This is a genomic window from Arthrobacter ulcerisalmonis, from assembly GCF_900609065.1.
GTDB lineage: Bacteria > Actinomycetota > Actinomycetes > Actinomycetales > Micrococcaceae > Arthrobacter > Arthrobacter ulcerisalmonis.
Map to the genome: position 1 here is coordinate 1 of NZ_UXAU01000035.1, position 26508 is coordinate 26508.

Annotated in this window: 25 protein-coding genes, 3 tRNA genes and 1 riboswitch; of the genes, 10 read left to right on the top strand and 18 right to left on the bottom strand. The window is 64.0% G+C overall.

What is annotated here, in order from left to right; genetic code table 11:
* The first annotated feature begins 60 nt into the window (after positions 1–60).
* Positions 61–2127, top strand: coding sequence for a DUF4082 domain-containing protein (locus PSET11_RS11675; RefSeq protein WP_124092491.1), 2067 nt, complete (start codon positions 61–63; stop codon positions 2125–2127).
* A 91-nt stretch (positions 2128–2218) separates the two neighbouring features.
* Here PSET11_RS11675 and PSET11_RS11680 read toward each other — a convergent pair whose 3' ends face one another.
* From PSET11_RS11680 to PSET11_RS11705, 6 genes are all read right to left on the bottom strand, one after another.
* Entirely contained in the window at positions 2219–3409 is a 1191-nt protein-coding gene (locus tag PSET11_RS11680; protein WP_124092493.1) for an acyl-CoA dehydrogenase family protein, read from the bottom strand.
* Positions 3410–3768: 359 nt separating this feature from the next.
* Positions 3769–3842, bottom strand: a tRNA-Ile gene (locus tag PSET11_RS11685).
* Between the two features lie 77 nt (positions 3843–3919).
* Positions 3920–5116: a glycosyltransferase gene (locus tag PSET11_RS11690; RefSeq protein WP_124092495.1), complete on the bottom strand. Its 1197-nt coding sequence runs from the start codon at positions 5114–5116 to the stop codon at positions 3920–3922.
* A 104-nt stretch (positions 5117–5220) separates the two neighbouring features.
* On the bottom strand, positions 5221–6129 hold the full coding sequence (locus tag PSET11_RS11695) for a DMT family transporter (RefSeq protein WP_124092497.1): 909 nt from the start codon (positions 6127–6129) through the stop codon (positions 5221–5223).
* The gene (locus PSET11_RS11700) at positions 6129–6752 is read right to left on the bottom strand and encodes a CDP-alcohol phosphatidyltransferase family protein (RefSeq protein WP_124092499.1); all 624 of its coding nucleotides are present in this window, start codon (positions 6750–6752) and stop codon (positions 6129–6131) included. The genes PSET11_RS11695 and PSET11_RS11700 overlap by 1 nt, the downstream gene beginning before the upstream one ends.
* 76 nt (positions 6753–6828) lie before the next feature.
* On the bottom strand, positions 6829–7680 hold the full coding sequence (locus PSET11_RS11705) for a phage holin family protein (RefSeq protein ID WP_124092501.1): 852 nt from the start codon (positions 7678–7680) through the stop codon (positions 6829–6831).
* A gap of 178 nt (positions 7681–7858) precedes the next feature.
* Between PSET11_RS11705 and PSET11_RS11710 the strand changes: the two genes are divergently transcribed.
* From PSET11_RS11710 to PSET11_RS11720, 3 genes are all read left to right on the top strand, one after another.
* Positions 7859–9082 (top strand): multidrug effflux MFS transporter, encoded by a 1224-nt coding sequence (locus PSET11_RS11710; protein WP_203415965.1) that lies wholly within the window; start codon positions 7859–7861, stop codon positions 9080–9082.
* An 11-nt stretch (positions 9083–9093) separates the two neighbouring features.
* Complete coding sequence (locus PSET11_RS11715; RefSeq protein WP_124092503.1) at positions 9094–9288, top strand: hypothetical protein; 195 nt, start codon at positions 9094–9096, stop codon at positions 9286–9288.
* A 112-nt stretch (positions 9289–9400) separates the two neighbouring features.
* Positions 9401–9808, top strand: a complete 408-nt coding sequence (locus PSET11_RS11720; RefSeq protein ID WP_124092504.1) for a hypothetical protein — start codon at positions 9401–9403, stop codon at positions 9806–9808.
* Between the two features lie 88 nt (positions 9809–9896).
* On the opposite strand, the gene PSET11_RS11725 is transcribed toward PSET11_RS11720, so the two are convergent.
* The 6 genes from PSET11_RS11725 to PSET11_RS11750 all read right to left on the bottom strand — a co-directional run bounded on the left by PSET11_RS11725 (position 9897) and on the right by PSET11_RS11750 (position 16250).
* Positions 9897–9969: transfer RNA gene (locus PSET11_RS11725), tRNA-Asn, on the bottom strand.
* 124 nt (positions 9970–10093) lie between these two features.
* Positions 10094–10166: transfer RNA gene (locus PSET11_RS11730), tRNA-Asn, on the bottom strand.
* 76 nt (positions 10167–10242) lie between these two features.
* Positions 10243–12129, bottom strand: coding sequence for a DNA primase (gene dnaG, locus PSET11_RS11735; RefSeq protein ID WP_124092505.1), 1887 nt, complete (start codon positions 12127–12129; stop codon positions 10243–10245).
* Between the two features lie 62 nt (positions 12130–12191).
* Positions 12192–13490, bottom strand: a complete 1299-nt coding sequence (locus PSET11_RS11740; RefSeq protein ID WP_124092506.1) for a deoxyguanosinetriphosphate triphosphohydrolase — start codon at positions 13488–13490, stop codon at positions 12192–12194.
* Positions 13474–14652, bottom strand: a complete 1179-nt coding sequence (dusB, locus tag PSET11_RS11745; protein ID WP_124092507.1) for a tRNA dihydrouridine synthase DusB — start codon at positions 14650–14652, stop codon at positions 13474–13476. Before dusB ends, PSET11_RS11740 begins: the two co-directional genes overlap by 17 nt.
* Positions 14653–14717: 65 nt before the next feature.
* Complete coding sequence (locus PSET11_RS11750) at positions 14718–16250, bottom strand: YibE/F family protein (RefSeq protein ID WP_124092508.1); 1533 nt, start codon at positions 16248–16250, stop codon at positions 14718–14720.
* Between the two features lie 84 nt (positions 16251–16334).
* Here PSET11_RS11750 and PSET11_RS11755 point away from each other — a divergent pair, with 84 nt between their 5' ends.
* Together PSET11_RS11755 and PSET11_RS11760 are read left to right on the top strand one after the other, a co-directional pair.
* A complete protein-coding gene (locus PSET11_RS11755) occupies positions 16335–17093 on the top strand; it encodes an alpha/beta hydrolase (protein WP_377946973.1) in 759 nt (252 codons plus the stop codon).
* Positions 17094–17124: 31 nt separating this feature from the next.
* Positions 17125–17955 carry a lysophospholipid acyltransferase family protein gene (locus PSET11_RS11760; RefSeq protein ID WP_124092509.1) on the top strand — a complete coding sequence of 277 codons (831 nt, stop codon included), beginning with the start codon at positions 17125–17127 and terminating at the stop codon, positions 17953–17955.
* A 61-nt stretch (positions 17956–18016) separates the two neighbouring features.
* Here the strand turns inward: PSET11_RS11760 and PSET11_RS11765 are convergent, their stop codons facing one another.
* The 3 genes from PSET11_RS11765 to PSET11_RS11775 all read right to left on the bottom strand — a co-directional run bounded on the left by PSET11_RS11765 (position 18017) and on the right by PSET11_RS11775 (position 21542).
* On the bottom strand, positions 18017–19033 hold the full coding sequence (locus PSET11_RS11765; protein ID WP_124092510.1) for a GNAT family N-acetyltransferase: 1017 nt from the start codon (positions 19031–19033) through the stop codon (positions 18017–18019).
* A gap of 2 nt (positions 19034–19035) precedes the next feature.
* Positions 19036–20421 carry a glycine--tRNA ligase gene (locus PSET11_RS11770; protein ID WP_124092511.1) on the bottom strand — a complete coding sequence of 462 codons (1386 nt, stop codon included), beginning with the start codon at positions 20419–20421 and terminating at the stop codon, positions 19036–19038.
* Between the two features lie 134 nt (positions 20422–20555).
* Entirely contained in the window at positions 20556–21542 is a 987-nt protein-coding gene (locus tag PSET11_RS11775; protein ID WP_124092512.1) for a DMT family transporter, read from the bottom strand.
* A gap of 32 nt (positions 21543–21574) precedes the next feature.
* Here PSET11_RS11775 and PSET11_RS11780 point away from each other — a divergent pair, with 32 nt between their 5' ends.
* Complete coding sequence (locus PSET11_RS11780; protein ID WP_124092513.1) at positions 21575–21805, top strand: RNA-binding S4 domain-containing protein; 231 nt, start codon at positions 21575–21577, stop codon at positions 21803–21805.
* A 56-nt stretch (positions 21806–21861) separates the two neighbouring features.
* On the opposite strand, the gene PSET11_RS11785 is transcribed toward PSET11_RS11780, so the two are convergent.
* Positions 21862–22230, bottom strand: a complete 369-nt coding sequence (locus tag PSET11_RS11785) for a VOC family protein (protein ID WP_124092514.1) — start codon at positions 22228–22230, stop codon at positions 21862–21864.
* 60 nt (positions 22231–22290) lie between these two features.
* On the opposite strand from PSET11_RS11785, the gene PSET11_RS11790 reads away from it, so the two are divergent.
* A complete protein-coding gene (locus PSET11_RS11790) occupies positions 22291–22761 on the top strand; it encodes a MarR family winged helix-turn-helix transcriptional regulator (protein WP_124092515.1) in 471 nt (156 codons plus the stop codon).
* Between the two features lie 67 nt (positions 22762–22828).
* Here PSET11_RS11790 and PSET11_RS11795 read toward each other — a convergent pair whose 3' ends face one another.
* Entirely contained in the window at positions 22829–23479 is a 651-nt protein-coding gene (locus PSET11_RS11795) for an alpha/beta hydrolase (protein ID WP_124092516.1), read from the bottom strand.
* Between the two features lie 76 nt (positions 23480–23555).
* Here PSET11_RS11795 and PSET11_RS11800 point away from each other — a divergent pair, with 76 nt between their 5' ends.
* Both PSET11_RS11800 and PSET11_RS11805 read left to right on the top strand, forming a co-directional pair.
* Positions 23556–24422 (top strand): SGNH/GDSL hydrolase family protein, encoded by an 867-nt coding sequence (locus tag PSET11_RS11800; protein WP_124092517.1) that lies wholly within the window; start codon positions 23556–23558, stop codon positions 24420–24422.
* 68 nt (positions 24423–24490) lie between these two features.
* Positions 24491–25072, top strand: coding sequence for a hypothetical protein (locus PSET11_RS11805; RefSeq protein ID WP_124092518.1), 582 nt, complete (start codon positions 24491–24493; stop codon positions 25070–25072).
* A 98-nt stretch (positions 25073–25170) separates the two neighbouring features.
* Here the strand turns inward: PSET11_RS11805 and metX are convergent, their stop codons facing one another.
* Positions 25171–26283, bottom strand: a complete 1113-nt coding sequence (gene metX / locus PSET11_RS11810) for a homoserine O-acetyltransferase MetX (protein ID WP_124092519.1) — start codon at positions 26281–26283, stop codon at positions 25171–25173.
* A gap of 12 nt (positions 26284–26295) precedes the next feature.
* Positions 26296–26411: riboswitch (SAM riboswitch) on the bottom strand.
* Positions 26412–26508 lie beyond the last annotated feature (97 nt).

Consider the following 26508-nt stretch of genomic DNA (forward strand, 5'->3'; position numbering starts at 1 on the left):
CTCAAATACAACACTCCCCCTCCCCCTCCCTCGCGGCGCATACGAGAGCGAGCCTTTTCCATGCCTTCACTCAGTCGCGCTTCCGACGCGCGTTCCTCCAGATTCAAACGACGTATTGCTACCGTCATATCGCTGCTTGTTGTGGCGTCCGGCATTGCCATCGTGGCTCCGGCCATAGCGGCGGCCGATTCATCCGGAATCTTCTCCGAGAGCCTGGAGCCCGTGACCCCTGTTGATCCCGACCGAACCACCGTGGAACTTGGGGTGAAATTCTCCAACAGCAACGCTGGCACCGTCAGTGCACTGCAGTTCTTCCGGACTGAGGCTCAGACCGAAGACTACAAAGCCACCTTGTGGTCTGCCAACGGCACTCCCCTGGCCACCACGACCTTCCTAGCAAATGGCGAAACCGGGTGGCAGACAGCCACTCTCTCCAAGCCCGTCGACATAGCTGCCAATGAGCAATATGTCGCCTCCTACCTGGCCACCCACGGCTCCTACGCAGTCACCGAAAACGCGTTCACCCGCACCTACCGCAGTAATGGATTCACGGTGCGCAGCAACGGCGGAGTCTTTGCCTATGGCGACGGCGAGTTCCCTACGTCGAACTACCGCAACTCCAACTACCTGGTGGATGTGGTCTTCAAGCCCTCCGACGCCACCGTTCCGGGGCCGACCACAACGCCGACAGCTACACCGAGCGCCACGCCTACGGCGACGCTGACCGCGACACCAACGGCAACGGCAACGCCCCCCGTGACGCCAACCGCCACCCCAACGGCCACATCTACACCTTCGGCTACCACTACGCCGCGCCCCACCGTCACGGCAACGCCGTCGGCCACCCCCACAGCAACGCCGACTGCAACCCCCACGGCCACCCCACAGCCAACAACGACTCCAACGGCTACTCCCACCCCATCGGCTACACCCACGCCGACCAACCCGAACCCAGGCACCAGTGTGCTGAACCTGCCGCGGATTCCCTGGGAAGGTGGCCCGGACTACTGGAAGCAGTTCCCCAATGCCAAGGAGTGGACTGACCCGTCGTTCTTCCCCATTGGCATCTGGTTCAACGGCTTCAGCAATAACGCTGAGGTTCAGTGGGACAAGGACCACGGCATCAACACCTACGCCGGAATGTGGGAAGGTACGGACTTCTCGCTCTTCGAGGACAACGATGTGTACTGGCTGGGCAACAAGCTGAACTCCACCTTCAAGGACGATTCACCAAACTGGCCCGGTGTCCTGCTGGACGACGAAGTGGACGGGCGCTTCACCCCGTCCGAGGGCATCAAGCACCTTGAGAGCCTGAAGAGTGAGCTGGTGACCGGCCAGGGCAAGTTTGCCTACGCCAACTTCACCCAGCTGGTTATTGGCTCGGATATGTCCATCGCCGACCAGGAGCGCTACGTCAACCTGACGGACGCCGTGTCGGTGGACATGTATTGGTACACCATCCCGTTCTGCGACTGGACTCCATACCGCGGCACCCTTTATGCCGATCCGGTGGACCAGGCCACGTGCCGGACAGCATCCAGCTACGGCAAGGCCGTCAACGGCATGACCATCCGCGATGCTGCGGACGGCAAGTTGCAGCCCCGGTGGATGTTCCTGGAGAACCTGAACGGCTTGTCCGGTCAGGCCCACGTTGGCTACATTCAGCCCGGCCAGGTCAAGGGCGCCGCCATGAGCTCCGTCATCAACGAAGCACGGGGCCTGTTCTGGTTCAATCAGTCCTTCACCGGCGATTGCCAGACCGATGGCGCACTGCGACTCGCCCAAGTGCAGGGCACCAGCTTCTGCGGCTACCCCCAGATGCAGGCCATGGGTGAGGTCAACAACCTCATCCAGAGCCTGGCCCCTGTCCTCAACACCCAGTCCTACGAGTGGACGTTCGGACAGCGGCTGGACACCATGTTGAAGGTCAGTAAGGATTCTGCCTACATCTTCGCGATGACAGACGGCACCACCGGCGCGCGGACCTTCACCCTGCCAGCGGGGATCAAGGGAACCAAGATCGATGTGGTCGGCGAAAACCGGTCCCTGACGGTCACCAACGGTTCGTTCTCTGATAATTTCGCCAACGAGTACACGTATCACGTGTACAAGATCGCGATGGGCTAGCCACCAGAGCCACCGCACGTACAGAGGGCCCCTTCCGAGTCTTGAAACTTGGAAGGGGCCCTCTGTGCGTCAGCCAGGTTTGCCGATCAGGTCAGACGATTGTGGAAATACCCGTAATGGCCCGCCCTGTCACCAGCGTGTTGATTTCGTGCGTTCCTTCGTAGGAGTAGACAGCCTCGGCGTCAGCGAAGATCTTGGCCATGCCGTAGTCCGTCACGATCCCATTGCCGCCCAGGATGTTGCGGCCCGTGGCCACCGTTTCGCGCATCCGCTGGGTGGTGAAGGCCTTTGCCAGCGCTGACTGTTCGTCCTTGGCCACGCCGGCATCTTCAAGCTGCGACAGCCGGACCATCATGCCCATTGAGCTGACGGTATTGCCCAGCATGCTCACCAACTGGCTTTGGACCAATTGGAAGGACGCCAACGGGCGGCCGAACTGTTGCCGCTCCACGGCGTAGCTGCGGGCCACATCGAAAGCCGCAAGCTGCAGCCCGACTGCCTGCCAGGCAACGCCAAGGCGGGTGACTTTCAGGACTTTGTTGACGTCGCGGAAGCTGTTCGCCTCGGCAAGTTTGAAGAAGTCGGGTACCACCACATCGGTCAAGGTGATGTCAGCGTTTTGCACAGTCCGCAGCGAGATCTTGTTTTCGATCTTGGTGGCCGCATAGCCGTCCCAGCTGGTGTCCACCAGGAAGCCCTTGACCTTGTTGTCCGCCACGTCGCGCGCATAGATGACCACCCAGTCTGAGAAGGTCGCATTTCCGATCCAACGCTTTGCGCCGTTGAGGATCCAGGTGTCGCCGTCGCGCCGTGCCGTGGTGCGCGTTCCACCAGCTACATCGCTGCCACCCAGCGGCTCGGTCAAGCCAAAGGCCCCGATCTTCTTCATGGCGTAAATATCTGGCAGCCACGCATCTTTTTGTTCCTGCGATGCCAGGGCTTCAATGGATCCGGTGAACAACCCGTCGTGGACTCCCATGAAGGTGGAGATTGAGGCGTCCGCCCGAGTTACTTCCGCGTGGACCAAGCCAGCAAAAACATTCGAGTAGCCCTGCCGGCGAACTGGGCTGACCAGGTCAATGCTGGCGAGCTTGGGAATCAGTTCCATAGGGAACTCGCCGCGGTTCCAGCAGTCAACAGCGATCGGCTTCACTTCGCGGGCCAGGAAATCCCTGATCTCCGCGAGCCTGTCCTGCTCCTTTTGGCTTAGCAGTTGCTCGAAGGCATAGAAGTCGCCGTCCGCGTAGGGAAGTGACGAGAGATCTGCGGAAGTGGTGGACATGATGACCCTCCAAGCGTTGACGGGCGCTTCGCAGCCGAAACGCACATAAGTTACTGGACAGTAACTTACCGCAGTCCTGCAGATCTGCATAGGGCGGACGGCGATCGAGATCAGCGGAGAGCGCCAGTACCGCGGGGCAAAAGCGCGAGACATGTCGGACGAATGCGCAGGCTGTGGAGGCCAAGGCGCGAACTCTGCCCGCGAGGAACCGAGCTGTGCTCGGTGAAGGCAGCGGCGTCCGAGAATCTGCGGCGGAAGGATGCACTGCGCCGCTGGGTCCCGGGTGTCCGGGCCCCATGTAGGTAGCGCTAACTGCAGTTTTGAGGGGTCAAAACTGCAGTTAGCGCTACTTAGTTGGGTAGGGCTACTCGGACTTGAACCGAGGACCTTAGGATTATGAGTCCCGCGCTCTAACCAGCTGAGCTATAGCCCCGTGCAACCCAGTCCGAACCGACACGAAACCGAGGCGGACGGAAGGGCTAAAACACTCTAACAAAGACCCGGCGGAGCCTAGACCACTGTGTCGTCGTAGCTTGCGCCCCGGTAGAGGTTTTCAAACGTCTGCAGGGTGCCGGCGATGCTGTGGGGCTCCACCATCTCCCGGCTTACCCGGCCCATGGCCAAGCGCTGGTCCGCTGGAAGTTCCAGGATTTGGGTGATCTTCTTGGCGAGGTCATCGGCGTCGTTGGGGATGAAGAGGTAGCCGTTAACGCCGTCGCGAACCAGGTGCGGCAGTGCCATGGCGTCGGCAAGGACCACCGGAGTGGACGCGGACATCGCCTCCAGCGTGACGAGTGACTGCAGTTCGGCGGTTCCCGGCATGCAGAACAGGTCAGCCTTGATGTAGGCCAACCGCAGGTCCTCGTCGCTGGCCAGGCCTAGGAACTTCACCCGTGAGCCCAGGCCCAGGCGCTGGACCAGGTCTTCGAGCGCGGCCCGAACCTCGCCGCCACCCACAATCTCGAGGTGCACGTTGAGTTCGGCAGGCGTTTTGGCGATCGCCCGGATCAGCACATCTACGTGCTTTTCTTCTGCCAACCGGCCGGCAAAGACAACAGTCGGGTGCTGGTGCGGTTCGATCTGCTCGCCTGGCTGCACCTCATACGCGGCTGAGTCGATGCCATTGGACAGCGGCAGGACTTTCCGAAGGAACGCGTGATCGTGCATGGCCTTGGCGGCAAGCGGCGTGGGGGTGGTGATGACCTGAGCCTGGCCCATGACCTTGCCCATGTCCCGCCAGGAAACCCGCCCAATCCGGTTCTTCAACCACTGCGGGAACGGCAGGAACGGGTTGAGGTTCTCCGGCATGAAGTGGTTGGTGGCAACGATCCGGATGCCCCTGCGGACGGCTTCCTCGAGGACTGCCTTGCCGATCATGTAGTGGCTTTGGATATGCACCACATCGGGCTGTACCCGGTCGAAGAGCGCGGCGATGTCTTTCCGGATCTCGAAAGGTAGGCAGATGCGGAAGTACTCGTGGGTAAACGCCTTGCGGGAACGGAGCCGGTGCACGGTGGCTTCGTCCCGAAACTCGGAGAATGGCTTCCCGTTGTCTGCCCGGCCGGCCACCACGTGGACAGTGTGTCCGAGGGCAGTCATGCCTTTGGCCAGACGGTAGCCGAACTGGGCCGCACCGTTCACGTGGGGCGGGTAGGTGTCCGCGGCGATCAGAATTGTCAGCGGTTGCTGGTCTGCGGGCGTGGTCATGGGGAATTCTCCTGATGGTCACGGTGCGGACAGCGGAAGCTGAGCGCACGGTTGGCCGCTGGCAGGGTTGGCGCCGGGCCTCGTGGGCTAACTGGTTGATCGGTTTATCGCGGCGATTTACCCGAAGCTTTGCGCGCTTCTTTCCTGCGCTTGGTGACCTCGGGATGGTGCCGGGAAAGGGCAATTACCCCAACGATAGCAAGGCAGGCAGCGGTTCCCATGGCAATCGCCATGACGGCGTGGACGTCCGGGCGCAGTTCGCCCAAGATGACGATGCCAATGGCAATGCCCACAATGGGGTCGATGACTGTGAGGCCCGCAATCACCAGGTCCGGCGGACCGGCCGAGTAGGCGCTCTGGACGAACCACGAACCGAGCCCACCTGCGGCGATGATAGCCACCACCGAATACCACTGGACGTTCAGCAGGAACTGCCCGTTGGGATCGAGGAGGTGCTTACCAATGATCCGCGTTAGAACTGCCACAAAACCAAAAAGGACGCCGGCGCCCAGAATGAAGATGAATGCGTTCAGTCGATGCCGGAAGACGACGGCGAGGGTACCGAAGATGCCGACCGCCAGGGCCAGCAACAAGACAATGGTCAACTCGTTTTCCGTGCTGACGTGATGGTTTTCCTGCGTCACCGTCACGGCCAGCAGCACGAACAACGCAGATCCGCTCACACATGCAGTGATGGCCACGATGGTGGCCCTGTTGATGGTGAGGTGTTGGTCCCTGGCGTTGACGACAGTGGTGATGACCAGCGCGATCGCGCCGATGGGCTGGACAACGGTCAACGGCGCCGACACCAACGCCACCGCATTCATCCCCATGCCCACCACCAGGAGGACCAACCCGAAAACCCAGCGCGGGTTGCGCAGCAAGCGGAGGAAACCGTTCGAGTTCAGTGCAAGCCCACCGGTGTCGGCTTTAACCGCGCTCCCCTGCCGTTGCGCACCAAAGGCGAGGCAAAACGCACCCAGCACGGCGAGGACTACCGCCACCCACACCACTAGGCGGTCCCGCCGTCGTGCGTTGAATGACCGCGGCCCTTACGGAGGATGGCCCAAAAATAGTTATAGGCAGCGATCCAATGGCCGATCAGGCCCAGCCCCAGGATGATCCAGGCGGCCACAAATAACCCAGACGCGAACCCTACGTCCAGTTTGGAAAGCACCAGCAACGGCGTGCCCAGCAGCAGCAAACCCGTCCGGAACTTTCCGACCGAGCTGACGGGCAGGTCCGGGTGGCCGCGGAAAAACACCAGGGTCAGCACCAGCAGCACGGCGTCGGGCACCAAAAGCGCGGCCAGATACAACCAATGCACGACGCCGGCAATCACCAGGGTGAGCGCCACGGCGATGAGGGCGAGCCGGTCAGCGATGGGGTCCATGACCCGGCCCAGCTTGGACGCTTGGTTGAAGCGCCGGGCCACATAGCCGTCCACCCAGTCGGTACTCGCCATGACCGCCAGGACCACCACGGCGATACCGTATTCGCGCTCGGCCAGCACCAACCACATGAACAGGGGGACGCCCATGAACCGGAGGACGGTGAGGAAGTTGGGGACCGTAAAGATCAGGTCGTGATCAATCTGGGGACGGTCAGGATGGGAGCCAGCGCCAATGAGCTTCATAGCGGTTCCCCCCTTTCCGACCGCCCTATGGCGTCTAGTGTCAACGGTGCGGCGATGGGCCAGGCCCATCGCCGGGTCAGTAAGTGCGAATGAGCTTTCGGATCAGGACGGCTAGGGCAGTGCCAGCCACGGCAAGTGCTGCCAGCGGCTTCCAGCGCTCAGCCAGGTCGGCAGATTCAGCCACCTCTGCAAGCTTGTGGCTGGCCGTTTCGGCCCCCTTTGCTGCGACCTTCTGGCCCTCGCTGACTTTGTCTTGCGCCACGCTCAGAAGGTACTGGGACTGGGTCTTGACGTCGAGCTGGGTGCCGAGGTCGTCCCGGACGCCGACCAAGTGCTGACGGCGCTGCTTCAGGCGAGCTGCCAACTCCGGCTCAGAAGCATGCGGGAACTCCTTGCGGTGCTCCTGCTCCTTGACTTCCTTCTCCGCCTTGGCCTTGGCTGCCACCTCATCCTTGGCCGCCTTCGCGGCCTTGGCTTCGGGGCTCTTGGGGTCCAGGACGGCCGGGTTGAACGCCGAGCCTTCCTTGGCAATGCCAAGATCGTGTTTGATGCCGCGCAGGGTCTCTTCCGGTACCAGCGGCATGGCTTTCTTGAACTTACTCAGCCCAAGGAGCGCGCAGATCCCGGCGATGACCAAGAACGCGGCAGCAACAAGGAGTGCAGACAACCAGGCAGGCATGATGGTGGCCAGTCCCATGATGGCCGCCACGATCAACGCCACCACCAACATCAGGACGAACACCAGGGCCACGACAAAGAAGGCAGCGGCGACACCCACCTGGATGCCCTTGCGCTTGAGTTCGACCTTGGCAAACGCGATCTCGTCGTTGAGCTGGCGTGGCGCCAGTCGTGCCAGGAGCTTCACTGTCCGGGGCAGTGCGGTGAAGCGCAGCCCTGGGCTCGTGGTGCCGCTGTGACGTCCGCTCATCGGTTCCGCCTTACTGAATGTGTGATGTGAATCGGCTTCCCTTTGCTCAAGAATCCGCAGGTAAACGGTCCCCGTCCCCAAAACTATCATTCAGGATCCGAGTGAACTCCGGGGCCATGCCGTGGTGAGCAGGCGAGAAAGTCCAAATACTCTTGAGGCAGGCCTAGGATTGGTGACCGTGACCACTCCCGCCAATCCGGGCGATCTGCTGAGCCGCCGCCGGAAAATCCTGTACATCTTTGTCCTTGGTGCCCTCACGGCGCTGGGACCTTTCACCATTGACCTGTACTTGCCCGCGTTCCCTGCGCTGGAGGCGAGCTTGGGCGTGTCCGAGGCCCAGGTACAGCTCACCTTGGCCGGCACCACCCTCGGATTTGCACTCGGCCAACTGCTGGTGGGGCCGTTCAGCGACAAATTTGGCCGCCGGATGCCCTTGATCCTGGCGACCGCGCTGCACATTGCCAGCTCGATTGGCGCTGCCCTGTCCACGGACATCACCACACTGGGTCTCTTCCGGGTCCTCATGGGCGTTGGTGCTGCAGGTGGCGGCGTAGTGGCCATGGCCATGGTGCGCGATCTCTTCTCCGGCTACGCCATGGTCCGCATGTTTTCCCGAATGGCCCTGGTCAACGGATTGGCACCGATCCTCGCTCCGGTCATTGGTTCCCAACTTTTGTTGGTCATGGCGTGGCCGGGAATTTTCGTGTTCCTGGCCTGCTACGGCTCGTTGGTGATCATTGCCGCCCTGTTCCTTATCCGCGAGACACTACCTGCGGAGAAGCGCAGCCAGGGCAGCCAAACCATCCGCCAACGCTACGGCGCGCTGTTCAAGGACAGGATTTTCGTTGGCCTACTGATCATTGCCGGTATGAACTTCGGCGGCCTCTTCACCTACCTTTCCGCCTCGCCCTTCCTCTTCCAGAAAGTTTTCGGGTTCTCGGCGCAGGAGTACGGCCTCATCTTCGGCATCAACTCATTGGGCATCGTGGCTGGCGTCCAGACGAGCGCACGCCTGATCCGGCGCGTCCCGCCGCAGTGGATCCTTGCCTTCGCCTCGGCGTGGATGTTCCTGATGTCACTGCTCATCGTGCTGTTCGACGTCCTCGGCTTCGGTTTGTGGGGGGTCCTGGTGCCCTTGTGGTTCTACATCCTGGGGACCGGTTTTATGTTCCCGTGCGTCCAGGTCCTGGCCTTGGCCAGCCACGGCGCCCAGGCCGGCACTGCCGCGTCCCTGTTGGGTGCGTCCACCTTCCTCGCCGCCGGGCTCATCTCCCCCGTGGTGGGGTGGTTGGGACTGGAAAGCGCGACGCCGATGGGCGCCTTGCAGGCGGCCTGCATCCTGGTTGCCATGGCCGCGCTCTGGCTCATCGTGCGGCCCCGCACCGTCCCTGCCATCCAATAGGAGCCGCACCCATGGCACCCAAACCGAACCCTACTAAACCGCACCGCAACGGCCGGGGACTGTTCCTCGGTGCGATGCTGGGCGCCGTCGTCGGCTTCCTTGCCGGCCGGGCGATGGGAGCCGCAGTGATCGGCATGGTGCTGGGCGCGCTGATCGGAGCGGCCCTGCTCTACCGGGTGAACCCCGGACCGAGGAAAAAGCCCTAGCCCCGCCGGCCCCCGGCCATAACCCTCGCCGAGACGCCGAGACAGAGGCCATCCGGGTGACAAAAACTGCCACCAGGTGCCATCTCGGCAGGGAGGGCGTTAGCATGATCTTGTGCCCAAACGGCCGGAAATTCCGCCCCTTCCCGCCACGTGGCTGCGCTGCGACGGACGCATCCTGCCACTGTGGTGGGATCGGTTGTGCGCGGACCTGGGTGAGCAGTCGGCGGCCCTGTACGCGGCCGGGTTGTTCAAGGAAGACCGCCGCCGCCCCATTGCACAATGGTTCAATCCCGCCTTCAACGCGGCGCTCCTGGTGGCCCCCGAAGCGACCGCAGAGTGGCCTGTACAGCGCTTCGGCATTTTCTATGCGCCCTCGGAGCAGGGCTTCGTCAAGATCCACTCAGCCGCCCACGAGTGGAGCCCTCGGCACCCCCGGGAGTCTCCTACCGAGCAGGAAGCCTTCCAAGCCGCAGTGGCTGAAGCCGAGCGGTTCCTGCATGTAGAAATGGACTTCGTCTGAGCCGGTTCCACCCCGGCCGGATCAGCGGCCACAAAGGCAAAGAAAATCCCCGTCCGGCATGACGCCGAACGGGGATTTTCCGTGCAAGCTCCTCCTGCTGGACTTGAACCAGCAACCCTTCGATTAACAGTCGAATGCTCTGCCAATTGAGCTAAGGAGGAATGAAGCAGGTATGACCTTAGCAAGAGATTCAGGCGAATGTGAAATCGGCTCGGCCTGCTGACCTGACAGGGTGGCCTGGGCAGAAAAATCCCCGTCCCGGAGACCCGGAACGGGGATTGTGCGCTCCTCCTGCTGGACTTGAACCAGCAACCCTTCGATTAACAGTCGAATGCTCTGCCAATTGAGCTAAGGAGGAATGAAGCAGGTAATAGCCTAGCAAACACCGGACCGGGATACGAAATCGACGGCTCGACCCAGGCTACCAACGGTCCTCAGCTCTCCGTCCGCAGCGCCCTGCGTTCCATTTCCAGCATCATCAACTCTCGGTTGAGCTGCTGATATGCCTCCGGATCCACGGCCGGGTCCAGCCGTTGCAACTGACCCATCTTGTCTGCTTTGACCCGGGTGATCTGCAATTCGAAGAGACGGGCCAGAATGTCCCGGCAATACCGTTGCATAGCGTCGTCAGTGTTGGCCGGCAGCGGGACTACCGCCAGCTCGGACACGAGAGGCCGCAACGGCTCAGGGACCTCGTGCATGACGTACTCCACCCAGCGGACGGGATCGCCCAAAAGGCCCACGCCTGTAGCGCGCATGGCGTCGTGCACGGCGGCGAACGCGGGCGTGACGAACCGGACGTCGCTGAATCGATCCCAGGCGGCGCCCACCAAGGTGGCAGGTTCCTGCAAGGCAACTTCCAACGCCTGCCGCTCCATTGAGGCCACAGGATCGCGCGGGTCAGGCCGATGGTAGGAGGGAACAGCGCCCGACGCCGGCCCCTGGGCTACGCCCGGCCCGCCAGATTGGGGCCCGGATGGCTGCCCTGAACTGCCACGCTTCATGGCCACGGCAACGGCCCGGTTGACTTCCTCGACAGCCATCCCCAGCCAGCCAGCGAGTTCGCGGGCGTAGCCGGGCCGAATGCCGGCGTCGCGGATCTGTCCCACCACCGGCGCCGATTCCCGCAGAGCAGCAACCCTGCCTTCAACGGTGTCCAGGTTGTGCCGCTTCAGCGAGGCCTTGATGGCGAACTCGAAGAGCGGCTTCCGACTGTTGATGAGCTCCTGCACCGCGGCATCGCCCTTGCTTTGGCGAAGATCGCACGGATCTGCGCCGTTGGGCTCCACGGCCACGAAGGTCTGGGCGGTGAAGCGCTGATCTTCTTCGAACGCCCGCAGCGCGGCCTTCTGGCCGGCAGCATCGCCGTCGAAGCAGAAGATCACCTCGCCCCCGGTGCCGTCGTCCGACAGCAGTCGCCGGGCCACCTTGATGTGTTCGGTGCCGAACGCGGTGCCGCAGGTGGCCACCGCCGTCGTGATTCCCGCCAAGTGGCAGGCCATCACGTCCGTGTATCCTTCCACCACCACCAGCTGCCGGTCCTTGGCAATGCTCTTCTTGGCGAGGTCAATGCCGTAGAGGACCTGGGACTTTTTGTAGAGCGTGGTCTCGGGGGTGTTGAGGTATTTGGGGCCTTGATCGTCGTCGTAGAGCTTCCGCGCGCCGAATCCGATGGTGTCGCCGGCAATGTCCTTGATCGGCCAGATCAGCCGCCCGCGGAACCGATCGTAGATACCGCGATTGCCCTCGGAGAACATGCCGGTGAGCTTCAGTTCCGCATCCGTGAAGTTGCGGCCGCGGAGATGCTTGAGAAGCGCGTCCCAGCCCTGCGGGGCGTAGCCCACCCCAAAGTGCTCCGCGGCCTCGCGATCGAAGCCGCGGCCGAAGAGGAAGTTGCGGCCCTCCGCGGCGCCGGGCGTCAACAGTTGCGCGCGGAAGAATTCATCGGCAATTTTGTGGGCATCCAGCAAGCGTTGCCGGCGGCCCACCTCTTCCCGGTTGGGGCCGGTGCCGCCATCTTCGTAGCGGAGTTCGTAGCCGATCCGGGCGGCGAGCTTCTCCACCGCTTCATGGAAGGAGCTGTGGTCCTGCTTCTGCACGAAAGCAATGACGTCACCGTCTTCGCCGCAGCCAAAGCAATGGTAGCGGCCCACCTGCGGGCGCACGGTGAACGACGGCGAGCGCTCGTCATGGAAGGGGCAGAGGCCCTTCCATGTTCCCAGCCCGGCACCTTTGAGGGTGACGTAGCCGTCAACCACTTCCTTGATGTCGGTGCGCTGGCGTACTTCGTCAATATCGTCACGTTTAATCAGGCCAGCCACTATGCCATCCTAGTCCCGGCCATGGGCCAGCCCGTTCCCGGTGAGGGGCACCCCGATCCGGGTCACCACAGGGACGGCAGGCTCCCCACCAGTCGCTCGTACATGGCGAGTGCGGAGCCGTCGGTCAGGGACGCCACCTGGTCAATCACCACGCGAAGCCTGGCGGCATCATCTGTCGCCAGACGCCAGTCGGCGGCAAACATGGGTTCGAGGTTTCGGTCCCCGGACGCGCTCAGTGCGGTGACCAGCGCATGCAGGACCTCGCGCTGGCGCTCGTAAATGGGTTGGCGGTGATCGGTGGTCATCACAAACGTGGTGGCCAGGCCCTTCATCACCGCGATCTCGAGGATGGTTTCCTCGGGGACCATCAGCTGGGCGTTGTAGCGGGTCAGATTCTCCGGCCCGTAGACGGCACGGGTGGCTTCGAGGGAACTCTGGCAGAACCGGCCGATGAGTTGGCTGGTCATGTTCTTCAGCGCCGCCATTGACTTGCGGCTGCCGTCCGCCTCGCGGACCCAGACGTCGGTGGCCTCGAGCCGAGCCAGCGCAGCGTCGATGGCTGCAGGATCGTTGTGCGGCAGGTACCACTGCTTGGCGTAACCCACCACGCGGGCACGGTGATCCGGGTTGGTCATCCAGCCCAGTTGGAAGTGACCAGCCACGATCGCGTCTTCGACGTCGTGGACCGAGTAGGAGATGTCGTCCGCCAGGTCCATGACCTGGGCTTCGAGGCAGGACCGTCGTTCCGGGGCCCGGTGCCGCAGCCAGGTGAAGATCGGCAGATCGTCTTCGTAGGCGCCAAACTTGCTGGTGCGCTGGCCGTGGATCACTGGCGCTTCCAGGGCTGACCACGGGTACTTTGCCGCAGCATCCAGGCTGGCCCGGGTGAGGTTCAGGCCCGCGGGTTGGCCGTCAACGGTGAGGACCTTGGGTTCCAGCCGGGTCAGCAGCCGTAACGTTTGGGCGTTCCCTTCAAACCCGCCAATGGCGTGTGCCACCTCGTTGAGCGCGGATTCGCCGTTGTGGCCAAAGGGTGGATGCCCCAGGTCATGGCTCAGGCAGGCGGTGTCCACCACATCCGGGTCGCAGCCCAGGGTGCGGCCCAGTTCGCGGCCCACCTGGGCCACTTCGAGGCTGTGGGTGAGTCGGGTCCGGACAAAGTCGTCCGTGTCTGGCGCGACCACCTGCGTCTTGGCCCCTAGCCTGCGCAGGGCAGAAGAGTGCAGGACGCGGGCTCGATCGCGCTCGAAGTCTGACCGGTAGGTGGTCTTGGCCGGTTCCTCCACCCAGCGGGCGGAATCCTGCTCTGTGTAGCCGGGCAAGGCCAAAGGTGCTGTGTGCGTCTCAACCACCGGAGACATCCAGTTCAGCAGCTGAAATATCGAGTGACTGCGCGTCGTTCAATGCTCGTGAATCCAGCCAATCCTTGGGCAGCGCGGGCTTCTTGGGCGAGCCGGCGCGCCCCCGAGGGCCCTCGGCGTCCACACCGGGGTAGGGCGAATCGGAATCCAACTCGGCCAACGCGGCCCGGAGCTCTTCGAGGCTGTTGACCAGCGCCATTCGGGTACGGAGTTCGCCGCCCACCACGTAGCCCTTGAAGTACCAGGCGATGTGCTTGCGGATTTCCCGCAGCGCCTTGCCCTCGTCCGCGAACGTTTCCACCATGAGCTCGGCATGCCTGTAGACGCCTTTGCCCACTTGGCCCAGGTTGGGTTTGTGGCGCGTGTCCTTGCCTTCGAACGCGGCCTGCAGATCACCAAAGAGCCACGGCCTCCCCTGGCAGCCGCGGCCCACCACCACACCGTCGACGCCGGTCTCCCGGACCATGCGGATCGCATCTTCGGCGGACCAGATGTCGCCGTTGCCCAGGACGGGAATGTCCGGCAGGGCTTCGCGGAGCCGTCCGATCGCCGACCAGTCTGCCTGCCCCGAGTAGAACTGTGCGGCGGTCCGGCCGTGCAGCGCGACGGCGGCCACCCCGGAGTCGCGGGCGATCCGGCCTGCCTCGAGGTACGTCAGGTGGTCATCGTCGATACCCTTGCGCATCTTGATGGTCAGCGGGACGTTGCCTTTGCCGGCCTCGCGCACCGCTGTCTGCACAATGGCAGTGAACAGGTCGATCTTCCATGGCAGGGCCGATCCCCCGCCACGTCGGGTCACCTTGGGAACCGGGCAGCCGAAGTTCAGGTCAATATGGTCTGCCCGGTCTTCCTCCACGAGCATCTGCACGGCCCTGCCCACCGTCACCGGATCCACGCCGTAGAGCTGGACGGAACGGACCTTTTCGTCGTCGTCGTGGGAGATGATGCGCAGCGATTCCGGCGTCCGCTCCACCAGCGCGCGGGAGGTCACCATCTCGGCGACATACATTCCGCCGCCGTATTCGCGGCACAAGCGGCGGAAGGCGGAGTTGGTGATGCCAGCCATGGGCGCGAGGATCACCGGGGTGTCCACGGTGATCGGACCGAGCTTGAGGGGCGGCAGTTCCAGTTTGGGGGCGGGAGGCGTTGCTACAACAGTCACCCTTCCATTGTTGCAAAGCCGCACAAATCCGGCGCGCCCGGCGCCGGTTTCCTTCGCCGGGAGCCCTAGGGCCTGCGGTCAGCGCGCCGGCCGCGCCTCGTCCCTGCCGCTGCTGTGGTCCCGTCGGCAGTACCGCCGGCCGTGTCGCCGCCCAGGTGGACATCCTCGCCGAGAGGAGGCCCGACGTCGTCCCTTCCGCTTTGGCGTGCCCGCGCGGGGAGGTGCGCGCCGCCGTCGTCCGCCTCGCCAGACAGCACCGGCGCACCGCCTTCGAGTCCCATCGGCTGGCGCCGGCCCATGTGGGTGGCCTTGACCACCAGGACGGCGATCAGGGTGGTGACGGGGATGGCCAGGACCAGGCCGATGGATCCCACGAGCGTCCTGATGACTTCCTCGGAAAGCTCTGCGCTGGTGAGAGTTTCGCCGAGTGGGCGGTCGTACAGCATCACGATGATGAGGATGGGCAGGGCGGCGCCGGCGTAGGCGAAGGCGATGGTGTAGACGGTGGAGGCGATGTGGTCGCGGCCAATCCGCATGGCTGAAGTGAAGAGTTTGCGGGCGCTGCTGTCCGGCGCGAGTTCGTAGAGTTCCCAGACGGCTGAGGACTGGGTGATGGTGACGTCGTTGAGCACGCCGAGGCCGGAAATGATGAGCCCACACAGGATGACACCGGTGATGGAGATGTTGGCAGAGGTGTTGATCAGCGTGGTGGCGTCATGGTTTCCCACCCCGGCGAGGTTAGCCGCGTCAGTGGCCCACGCCGCCAGGAGGGCCGTGATGCCCAGCCCGAACATGGTCCCGAGCAGCGCCGTGGAGGTGCGCGCGGAAAAGCCATGCGCAAAATAGAGCACCCCGATCATGATCACCGTTGACCCCACCAACGCCAGCAGCAGCGGCGGCTTGCCCTCCACCAGCCCGGGTAGGATGAACCCGGCCAGCACAAAGTAGGCGCCCACCAAACCCACCAACGCCCGGAAACCGCGCCAACGAGCCACCACAATCACCACCGCCGCGTAGAGCAGCGCCAACAGCACAATGGGCAGGGTCCGGACGAAGTCCAGGAAGATGTACGACGGTGAAGTCTGCGACGCTGATGCGCCCTGCACACCCGACAGGTTCAGATAGCGGATCTGGTCCCCCGGCTTCACGCCGTGCGAGCTCGCCACGTCCGGGTTGATCACCACTTTGACCGGGCTGCCACCCTTGTCCGGCTGCGTCAGGGCAAAAGTGCAGTCCGAGCCGGCAGCCTGCTGGCCACCCTGGGTGTCCAGGCTTCCTGGGGTGCCCTGCGTTCCTTGGGTGTCTTGGCCCGCTTGGCCGGGCGCCTGCTGCGGCGTGCCCTGCATGCAGCTATCGAGGCTGACGCTCTGGATGGTGCCCGTATCGAAGGTCACGCCGGGGGCAGCCGAGTACGGGTTGGCCAGCGAAATCCCCTCTTTGCTGCCGGACGGCCACAACATGGCCATCCCCGCAAGAGTCAGCAAGGTGAGCGGAATGAGGATCGCGGCCAGGATGCGATTCGCTTTTCGCCGGGCAGCAATCGCAGCGGGTGTTGGCTCCGAATGATCTGGTGAAGCGTGGGAGTGACCGGCTCCCATCAGCAGTAAATCCTCATGCGTTGAACTCTACTTGCGGCACCGTAGGGTTGATAAATAGATGATCGGCACTGGGAGGTACCAAGCGTGGCGAATCGCAATACCGAGGGCAGAGGCTCGCAACGCCCTGAGCCCTTGACCCCCACCCACGGCCAGCACGCGGTGCTGACTGTCCTGCCGCCGTCGGGCCCCACGACCGGTGTGGTGTTGGTGCTGCACGGCGGACAATCTGTCAGCCACGAGCCCGTCCGCGCCCGGCACCTGAGCCCCGTCCGGATGATTCCGTTCGCCAAGGAGCTGCACCGGGCCGGCCGGGCGCACGGGTTGTCGGTGTGGGTCCTGCGCAACAGCGTCCGGGGCTGGAACGGTGCGGAGATGTCCCCGCTATGGGACGCCAATTGGGCTTTGCAGCAGATCACCGAGCAGCACCCTGGCGTGCCGATTTATTTGTTGGGGCATTCGATGGGCGGCCTCACCGCTGTCTGCGCGGCCGATCACCCGCAGGTCCAGGCCATTGTTGCGTTAGCGCCGTGGCTGAGCCCCGAAACCCCCACTACTGGAGTTGCCGGTAAACGGGTCTTGATTGTCCACGGCAGCACCGATCACTGGACCAGTCCCGCGCAGTCTTTGGCCTTCGCCCGCCGTGCCACGCCTGTTGCGGCGAGCCTGCAATACGTGTCCCTGCGAGGGGTGGGGCACTTCATGCTGCGCAAGGTCCCGGTATGGCAGACCCTTGCCACCGGGTTCGTGCTGACCGCCCACAACCAGGCCACCGGCGCCACGGCCACCATTCCGCGACGCTTTCCAGCGCTGTTGCCACCGGCATCGGTGCAGGTGACACTGTGAGCCCGTCCAGCACTCCCCTAGAGGCCTGACCATGCCGTGGCGGCCAGCACCCAGCGACAGGTTTTACCGGGTGATCGTGCGGACCGGCCAACTCTTCCGCGCTGCGTTGGGGCTCCAGGTCATCTGCACGGGCGAGGAGAACCTGCCCGCACCGGACCCGCGGCGCGGCGCTTCGCGGGCTGTGCAACCCGGTACCGGAGCCGTCTTTGCCTTGACCCACTTCGGCTACCTGGACTTTGCGGTGGTGGAGTTGATGCTGTGGCGGCACACCCGCGCACAGCTGCGGTTCCTCATCCATCAGGGCGCCGCCGATCATTGGCTCGCGGGCCCCGCCATTTCCGCGTCCGGACACGTGGTGGTGGGCTATGACGACCGGAAAGACGCCTATGACGCCGCAGTGGCCAAACTGCGGGCCGGCGAATACCTGGCGGTGTTTCCTGAAGCCGGCGTCAGCCGCAGCTACACGGTGCGGGAATGCAAGACCGGTGCTGTGCGGATGGCGGCAGAGGCTGGCGTGCCCGTCATCCCGATCTCCATCTGGGGCGCGCACCGGCTCCTGACGCGCGGACATGGTTTCTCGCTTCGCCGGGCTTGGCGGGCGCCCATCCGGGTGCACATCGGCGAGCCGCTCAGGTTTGGCGCCGACGACGCCGCGGATCTGGCTACCGAATCACTGCGCGAGACGCTGCAGCACGGCATTGACCTCGCCACCGCTGACTTTCCCCTCCCGGCCGAACCTGGGGCGTGGTGGCTGCCGGCGCGGCTCGGCGGCGCTGCCCCGTCCGAACGTGAGCGGCAGTCACTGGACGCTGCGGACGCTGCGCGGGGTCGCCGTCGTCGGTCCCCTCGCCCAACTGGGTAGCGCTAACTGCAGTTTTGAGGGCTCAAAACCGCAGTTAGCGCTACCTGGTTGGGGGCGGGGGTCAGTCCGAGACCACCCACGTGTCCGAACCCACCACGTGCGCCGTGCCCGCGGTGAGGACAGGTTCGACGGCGGCACGCAAGGCCGTCATCGCGTCGTCAAGTTCCAGCATCAGGGGGTGCTGGTAGGCGATGAGGGACAGCATGTCCCGGACCGCCTCGGCCGCATCCGCCGCCTCAAGCGCCGGTTCGTGCCCCACGAAAACGTCCGTTGGAGCGCTCTCGTTGCCGGCAGGTTGGCCGTCAGCATCCGTTGCCTGCGCCGCGTAACTCACGGCAAACGCCCGGATCCGGCCCTTACGGCTCGCCGCGACGCCAGAGCCAAACGCGGACCCTGGCTGCGAACGCAGCACAATCGCTCCGTGCGCGCCGGTCAGGTCATCGAGGAACAGACGCTGCACCTGGCCGACGGACAGTTCGCCCGGCGAATCCCAGTCATGGACGGCCGTGTAATACCTGCCCACCACGTCGGTCAGCTCCACCGACCCCGTGGCCAGATCCATGACCACGTCAGAGCCGGCGTTCTCGCCGCCGGCTCTGTCCGTCTCCGGGAACACCGGCAGCCGCAGCGCACCAGGGTCCACCACCACCAGCCGCGACCGCTGGATCGGGGCGAGGTTAAAGGTGGCGGCGAAATTGGCACCGGGGGTGCCCGGCTCCACCTTGGCGCGCAGCTTGGCAACGCCCGACGGCGACTGCTCGGCTTCGCGGCGCAGCATGGTTATCAGCGTGGCACCAATGCCGGCCCGCCGATGATCCGGGGCCACCTCGATGTAAGCCCACAGCCGTTCGGGATGCAGCGCCGCCTCGTAGACGACTGCCGCTGCGACGGGAATTCCGACGCCGTCCAGCACGTCTTCGGCCACAATGCACCGGCGCCACGGCGCACCGTTGCCCCCTGCCGAGGAGACGGCAAAGGAGCTACGAAACTGGCGTGCCTGGTACGTTTCCGGGTCGCCCCAGATTTCGAGGAGCGCGAGGTCATCGCCCTCCCGCCACTCGCGGTATTCGATGGCCATGCTCAGGCGCCGATCAGGCGGGCGGCCAAGTAGCCTTCCACCTTGTCTAGGGAAACGCGTTCCTGGCTCATGGTGTCCCGTTCGCGGATGGTCACGGCCTGGTCTTCGAGGGTGTCGAAGTCCACTGTGATGCAGAACGGGGTGCCGATCTCATCCTGGCGACGGTAACGGCGGCCAATCGCACCGGCGTCGTCAAAGTCGATGTTCCAGTTCTTGCGCAGCTGCGCGCCCAAGTCCTTGGCTTTCGGGGACAGGTCTTCGTTACGGCTCAGCGGCAATACGGCTGCCTTCACCGGGGCGAGCCGCGGATCAAGCTTGAGCACGGTGCGGACATCCACGCCGCCCTTGGAGTTAGGGGCTTCGTCCTCCGTGTAGGCGTCAACCATGAAAGCCATGAAGGACCGGGTCAGGCCTGCGGCAGGCTCGATCACGAACGGCGTATAGCGCTCGTTGGTGGCCTGGTTGAAGTAGCTGAGGTCCGTGCCGGATGCTTTCGCGTGCGTGGACAGGTCAAAGTCGGTGCGGTTGGCGATGCCTTCCAGCTCGCCCCACTCGGAGCCCTGGAAGCCGAACCGGTATTCGATGTCAGTGGTGCCCTTGGAGTAGTGGCTGAGCTTTTCCTTGGGGTGTTCGAAGAAGCGCAGGTTCTCTTCCTTGATGCCCAGGCCGGTGTACCAGGACATCCGCTCTTTCATCCAGTATTCGTGCCACTGCTCATCAGTGCCGGGCTCGACAAAGAACTCCATTTCCATCTGCTCGAACTCGCGGGTGCGGAAGATGAAGTTACCCGGTGTGATTTCGTTGCGGAAGGACTTGCCGATCTGGCCAATGCCGAACGGCGGTTTCTTCCGGGCGGTGGTGAGCACGTTGCTGAAGTTCACAAAAATACCTTGAGCGGTTTCGGGGCGCAGGTAGTGCATGCCCTCTTCGCTGGCTACGGGGCCCAAGAAGGTTTTCAGCAACCCGGAGAACTCCTGCGGCTCGGTCCACTGGCCGCGGGTGCCGCAGTTTGCGCAGGCAATGTCCTTGAGGCCGTTTTCGGCGGGCCGGCCCTTCTTTTCCTCATACTCTTCTTCGAGATGGTCGGCGCGGTAGCGCTTGTGGCAGGACATGCATTCCACCAGCGGATCGGAGAACACATCAACGTGGCCCGAGGCTTCCCATACCTGGCGGGGCAGAATGACGGAGGAATCGAGTCCTACAACGTCTTCGCGGCCACGGACCATTGACTGCCACCACTGGCGCTTGATGTTTTCCTTCAGCTCAGCGCCCAAGGGCCCGTAGTCCCACGCCGAACGCGAACCGCCGTAGATTTCACCGGCCTGGAACACGAAGCCCCTCCGCTTGGAGAGGGAAATGACCTGGTCGAGTACGGACTTTGCTGCCATGGGGGAACTCCAGTTTCTGCAGGGCCGCTGGGTGCGGTCCTTGGGTTTTCGGGGCCACGGTGCCCAGGGTGGACACCACGGACTGCCGGGCGGGATGCGTGCAGTATCTCCTGCGAAATGCTGCGTGCAACAGCCTACCGGCCAGAGCCTCGCACGGCGCCTCTGGGCCAGGGCAATGTGGCCAGAATAATGGCACCGAGTGTCAGGACCGTGCCCACCACTGTGGCCAGCGCCACCGCTGTTCCCGGCGCGGGGAACACCAGGTCCAGGCCCAGCGAACCCAGGAGTTGGCCGGCAATCATACCAAGGCCCGTGATGAGGACACCCAGGCTGCGGACCAGCAGTGCACCGAGGCCAATGAAGACGCAGCCCATGGGCCCGCCCAGGTACAGCCACCAGTCCCCTGGCAACGGATTACCCGCCCCGGCCACAGCGACCTTGACGGCGTAGGCGATCCACAGGACTGACGTGCCCATCACAAAGTTGACCAGCGTGGCGGTGATGGGGGTGCCGTAATGAACGGTGGCGGTGCCGTTCATAGCCTGCTGAAAACTCGTCAGGAACCCGGCGACCACCGGCAAAAGGAGGGGCAGCAACAGACTTGCCATCCCGCCGTCGGCCGCTCCCCCTGCTGAAAAGCGCGGCGACACGGCGAAAACGACGGCGGCGATGGTCAGGACGCAGCCCAGCACGCGGATGCCGGTGACGGCCTTGCGCCCGGCGGGCCCAATTCCCAATCGGTCCACCAGCAGGCCGCTGACCGTCTGCCCGGTCACGGTGGCTACGGTGAACAAGGCCACGCCAAGGAGGCCAACAGTGAACGATTGCGCGAAGACGAATACGGCGCCGATCGCACCGGCGAGGAGGTAAATCCGCGGGAACGCACGACGGCGGATGGCTGGCACGATGCCTGCCAGGCCAGCTCGGCCACGGGGCAACATGATGGACACCAGAATCATCACCACAAGGCCAGCCGAGAAGCTCACGACGGCGGCGGCGATTCCGTCGTTGAGGCGCGCACCCAGGGCACCGTTGATCCGCGCCTGGACGGGAATGGCCAAGCCGGCACCAACAGCGAGCGGCAGGCCGACCAGAGGCGATAAACGGGGAGAGGAGGTCATTGAAACCACCTTACGTCAGGCATTATTACTGTATGAGCAACCGTGTAGAAGACGTCCCCATCCGTGACAGCATGATCCGGTTGGGCCAGCTCCTGAAGCTCGCCAACCTGGTGGAGGACGGCGTGGAAGCAGCCGAGCTCATCAAGAACGGCATGGTCAAGGTGAACGGCGAGATCGACGATCGCCGCGGCCGCCAACTTCACCACGGTGACACCATCACCGTCAACGGCCAGACCGTCCGGGTGGCGGCGGCCGGGAGCTGAGGCGAATGCTTCGGCGCCTGGGTCGCGGTTTACGGACCGCACCAACTAGGCGGCCCCTACGCCCGGTCGTGCAGGGTGATGTGATAACCATCCGGGTCGGCGAACGTGAAGGTCCGGCCGAACGGGCCGTCAACGGGCGCTGACGTGATGATGTGACCATCGGCAGCAAGGGCATCGTGGATCGCTTGGACATCGGTGGCGTGCAGCCAGATCGCAGACCCGATACCGGGCTGGGACACTGAGTCTAGATCCGTCCCCAGCACTACATCCCGGAGCGCAAAGGCGATCGGTGCGGTCTGAAATACGACGGCGTGCGGCGGGCCTTGCGGGGAGCGCACCAGCCCGAGGTACTTTTCGTAAAAGGCTTGGGACGCAGCAAGGTTGTGGGCCTGAAGTGAGATGAAATCGGGGCCAGTCACGGGCATGGGAACCTCCAAGTTGATGTCAGTTATCTGACACAAATTAGATTATGTCAGAATATTGACATGAGTCAAGACGGTGTCGACCTCGAAACTTCGCTGGGCTACCTGCTCAAGGAGGTGTCCAGCGCCTTGCGCTCCGCCATGGAGGCGGCGCTCCGCCCTTTGGGGATGACCGTGACGCACTACTCCTGCCTGGAGCTGCTCGCTCAGCGTCCGGGCATGTCCAATTCGGAGTTGGCGCGGGGCACATTTGTCACCCGGCAGTCCATGAGCGTGCTCCTGCAGGCCTTGGAACGGGAAGGCTCTGTCACGCGCCCCGCCGAGGCAGCAGTCGGCAAGGTACTGCCAACCCAACTCACCCAGCAGGGACGGCGGCAACTGCAGAAAGCTACAACGGCCGTCAGGAACGTCGAGGTCAGAATGCTCAGCGGAATGACGGCAGAAGATCAGTCCCACGCCCGCAGGCTGTTGCGGAGTATGAGCACGTCGCTGGGCAGCGGCGAGCAGACAGGGACAGAGGAACGGCGCGGCTGACAACCAACGGAGCCAGGCGCTCGTCTGTCGTTTGCGCGACACCCCCGCCGGGCCGCCGTCGTACGTCCTATTTCTTGAGCACTTCGTGGGTGAGGAATTCGCTGACGTGCCCGATTTCCTGCTGGTTGATGCCGTGCCACATTCCCGTATAGAGGACCTTGGTGAGCTTGACGTGCTGCCGGACCCAGCCCATGGTGTAGTCAATTTTGTCGGCGGTGATCACCGGATCCTGCTGGTCGCGGCCCCAGAACAGTGGGAAGGTGCCGTCCAGTTCGGCGTCGCGGAAGGACGGGTCGTCACCGGCGTCCACGGCAAATCCGGACAGCCCGACGACGGCGGCATAGTCCGTGGGGCGTTGGCGCAGCAAGGTGGTGGCCATGGCCATTCCCATCGAGAACCCGAGGAGGCTGACGGTTGGGTGGCTGGGTCGAACCGCATCCAACCACTCCTGCACGTAGGCCGAAGCGTCGGTGACCCGGGCCAACGTGTAGTCGATCGAGGCCGTCAACGGGAACCAGGTGAAACCTTGCCCCATCTGGATGGGTGCTCGGAGGGACGCGATCACGAACTCGTCGGGCAGCATGTCCGCCAACCCCATGAGGTCTTGTTCGTTGGCCCCATATCCGTGCAGCAGCACCAAGAGCGGCTTTCCGGCGCGCTCATTTTCGGGGTGGGACCACAGGACAACGGGAGCTGGAAATACGGAAGCGTCAGTCATGGTTCTATTCTTGCAGTTACTCAAAAGTAACAACTTTCGTTGGCGCGGTGGACGCGACAGCAGGCAGGATAGGAATGTGAGTGACACGAATGCCGTCCCCAACCCGACCATCCCCCACGGATCGCACCCCTGGACCCGCTACGTAGCCCTGGGTGACTCCTTCACCGAGGGTATCGGCGATCCCGAGCCTTCCAGTCCCGGCGGTTTCCGCGGCTGGGCCGATCGGGTGGCAGAGGAACTCGGCCGCGGTCAGCAGGATTTCGCTTACGCCAACCTCGCCGTCCGTGGCCGGCTACTGCAGCAGATCGTGGACCAGCAATTGGCTCCCGCCTTGGCCTTGCGGCCCGACCTGGTCACCCTCTCAGCTGGCGGCAACGATCTCATCCGGCCCGGGGGCGATCCCGATGTCCTGGCCGAAAGGCTCGACTCCGTGGTGCAGATCCTCGCCATGAACGGCGCCACTGTGGTGCTGTTCAACGGACCAGATACGGGCTCGTCGGTCCTGAGCCGGATCCGTTCGAAGGTGGCCATCTATAACGAAAACCTGCGCACCGTAGCTGCACGGCACGACGCCGTCATCGCCGATATGTGGGCGCTCCGCCAGCTCAGCGACCCACAGATGTGGGATCAGGACCGGCTGCATTTCTCCCCGATGGGCCACCACACCATCGCCGCCATGGTCCTCGATTCGCTCAACGTGGAACACTCCCTGGACCCCCTGCACCCGAAGCCGCTCCCGCCCAGCACCTGGCGCGAAGCCCGCTCCGGCGACTTTGTTTGGGCCCGGGAATACTTCGTCCCGTGGGTCATCCGGCGGCTCCGTCACCAGTCCTCCGGGGACGGCATCACCGCCAAGCGGCCGACGCCGGGACCCGTCTTCGGTTCCGGCGCCCCCCTGGGATCCGGCGAGGGTCCGCTGGGGAGCCCAGGCAGCCGGGCTTAGCTCCCAGCGAACCCCTGCCGGACGTGCCCCCGCTAAACTGGGATGACACACTCGAGAGGCGCGTCACCGTGAGCAACCTGTTTTTCTGGATCATCATCTTGTCCTTCCTCATCCCCATGGGCATGCGGATGTACCGGAAGTCCGTGGCCAAGAGGAACCAGGACCAGACCTTCCAGGGCCGCTACCCCAACCAGTTCGGCAGCACCGGAGCGCAGAGCAATCAGCCTCGTGACGGCTACACCCAGCAGGACTACTACGGCGGCGGGTTCCGGCAGTTCGACCCGCCCCAGCCCATCGACAACCCCCAGCCGCTACCGAACCAGTTCGGCCAGCCGCCCGCTCCCTACCAGGGGTTCCCGGGCCAACAGTTTCCAAGCCAGCCGGGCCAGCAGTTCCCGGGCCAGCCCGGCGAGCCGTATCCGGGACAGTCCTATCCTGGCCAGGGGTACCCGAACCAGCCCCTCCCCACCCAGCCGGACGCCCAGCGACCTGCTCCGGAACCGCCGGCAGCCCCGTCAACTCCCCCGCCGCCGTCGGCCCCGCAAGGTTTCCGGGCGCGGAAACTGGCCGAGTTGGACCAGCAGTACACGGACGGAAAACTGTCCATGGAAGAGTACATGTCCCGCCGCGGCGAGATCATGAAGGGCTGAACCGGCACCATTCCTAAGCTTGTTGGCGAAACCTAAGCTACAAGGCTCTGACCCGCGAACAAGCTTAGGACGGGGCAGCGGCCACCCCAAAGGCCAAGCTAGGCCGCGAACCAAGTCCGGAGCTGCTCACCCAGTTGGCTGATCTCCGTCAGGAAGCCGTCATGCCCAATGGGCGCCTGGATGATGTGCACGCCCACGTCGCCGGGCAACGCATCAGCCAACTCGAAGGACTGCGCCGGGAAGTAGAGCCGGTCAGAATCGACGGCGGCAACCAGGAACTGTGCGTTGGAAACGGCCAGCGCCTCGGTCAAGGTCCCCCGACCGCGCGAGATGTCGTGACTCATCAGCGCCTCCGTCAAGGCGATGTAGCTGTTGGCATCGAACCGCTGCACCAGCTTGCTGCCTTGATGGTCCAGGTAACTTTCCACCTGATAGCGGCCGCGCGCCAAGGATTCGCTGCGGAGCGGGGTTTCTGCCGCCTGCGCCAGCCGGCCGAAACGTCCCTCCAGTTCAGCAGCGGAGCGGTAGGTAATGTGCGCGATCCGCCGCGCCAAGGCCAGCCCGTCCTGGGGTTGGACGCCGCCGTAGTAGTCGCCGCCCTGGAAGTTCACGTCCTGGCGGATGGCCAGTGTCTGGGCCTGTGCGAAGGCAATCTGCTCGGCGGTGCTGGCTGCTCCGATGGAAATGACGGCGCAGCGCTGCACACGCTCCGGGTAGGTAATGGCCCACTCGAGGGCGCGGGCCCCACCCATGGAACCGCCCAGGACGGCAAACCAGCTGTGGATTCCCAGGAGGTCAGCCAGCCGGGCCTCGGCCACGGTGCTGTCGCGGAGCGTTACCAACGGGAAACGTGAGCCCCACGGCTGGCCATCCGGAGCAGCCGAAGACGGTCCTGTCGACCCGTTGCAGCCACCCACAATATTGATGGAGACCACAAAGAATCGGTCGGTGTCGACCGGTGCGCCAGGCCCAGCCAACTCCTCCCACCAGCCAGGCTCGTCGCTATCGCCGCGGGTCACATGGGTGCTTCCGGTGAGGGCGTGCTGGATCAAGACCGCGTTGCTGGCATCCTCGTTGAGTGTCCCCCACGTTTCATAGGCGAGGGTGACGTCCGGCAGGTATCCCCCCGCTTCGCAGCTCAGTGCGCCCACGGCGGCGTAGCGGACCACGCCATGCTGGGGGGTGGTGGTACGGGCTACGGTGACTGTCACAACAAGACCTCTTCTACGCGCTTGCCTACCGTCGAATGACCGGCAGGCCAGGTCCTCACCCGGGGCACCCCACCGCGGATGGAGGGTTGCCGACCAGCAAGCCGGGGCTGTCACTGGTACTCATGACCTCAATCGAGTGTACGAAGAACACCCCTCAAGCAGCCAAGAGTGTGACTGGTTGTGACTTACCCCGGCCTGCCGACCACCGCCTGCGCGCGCCAAGCT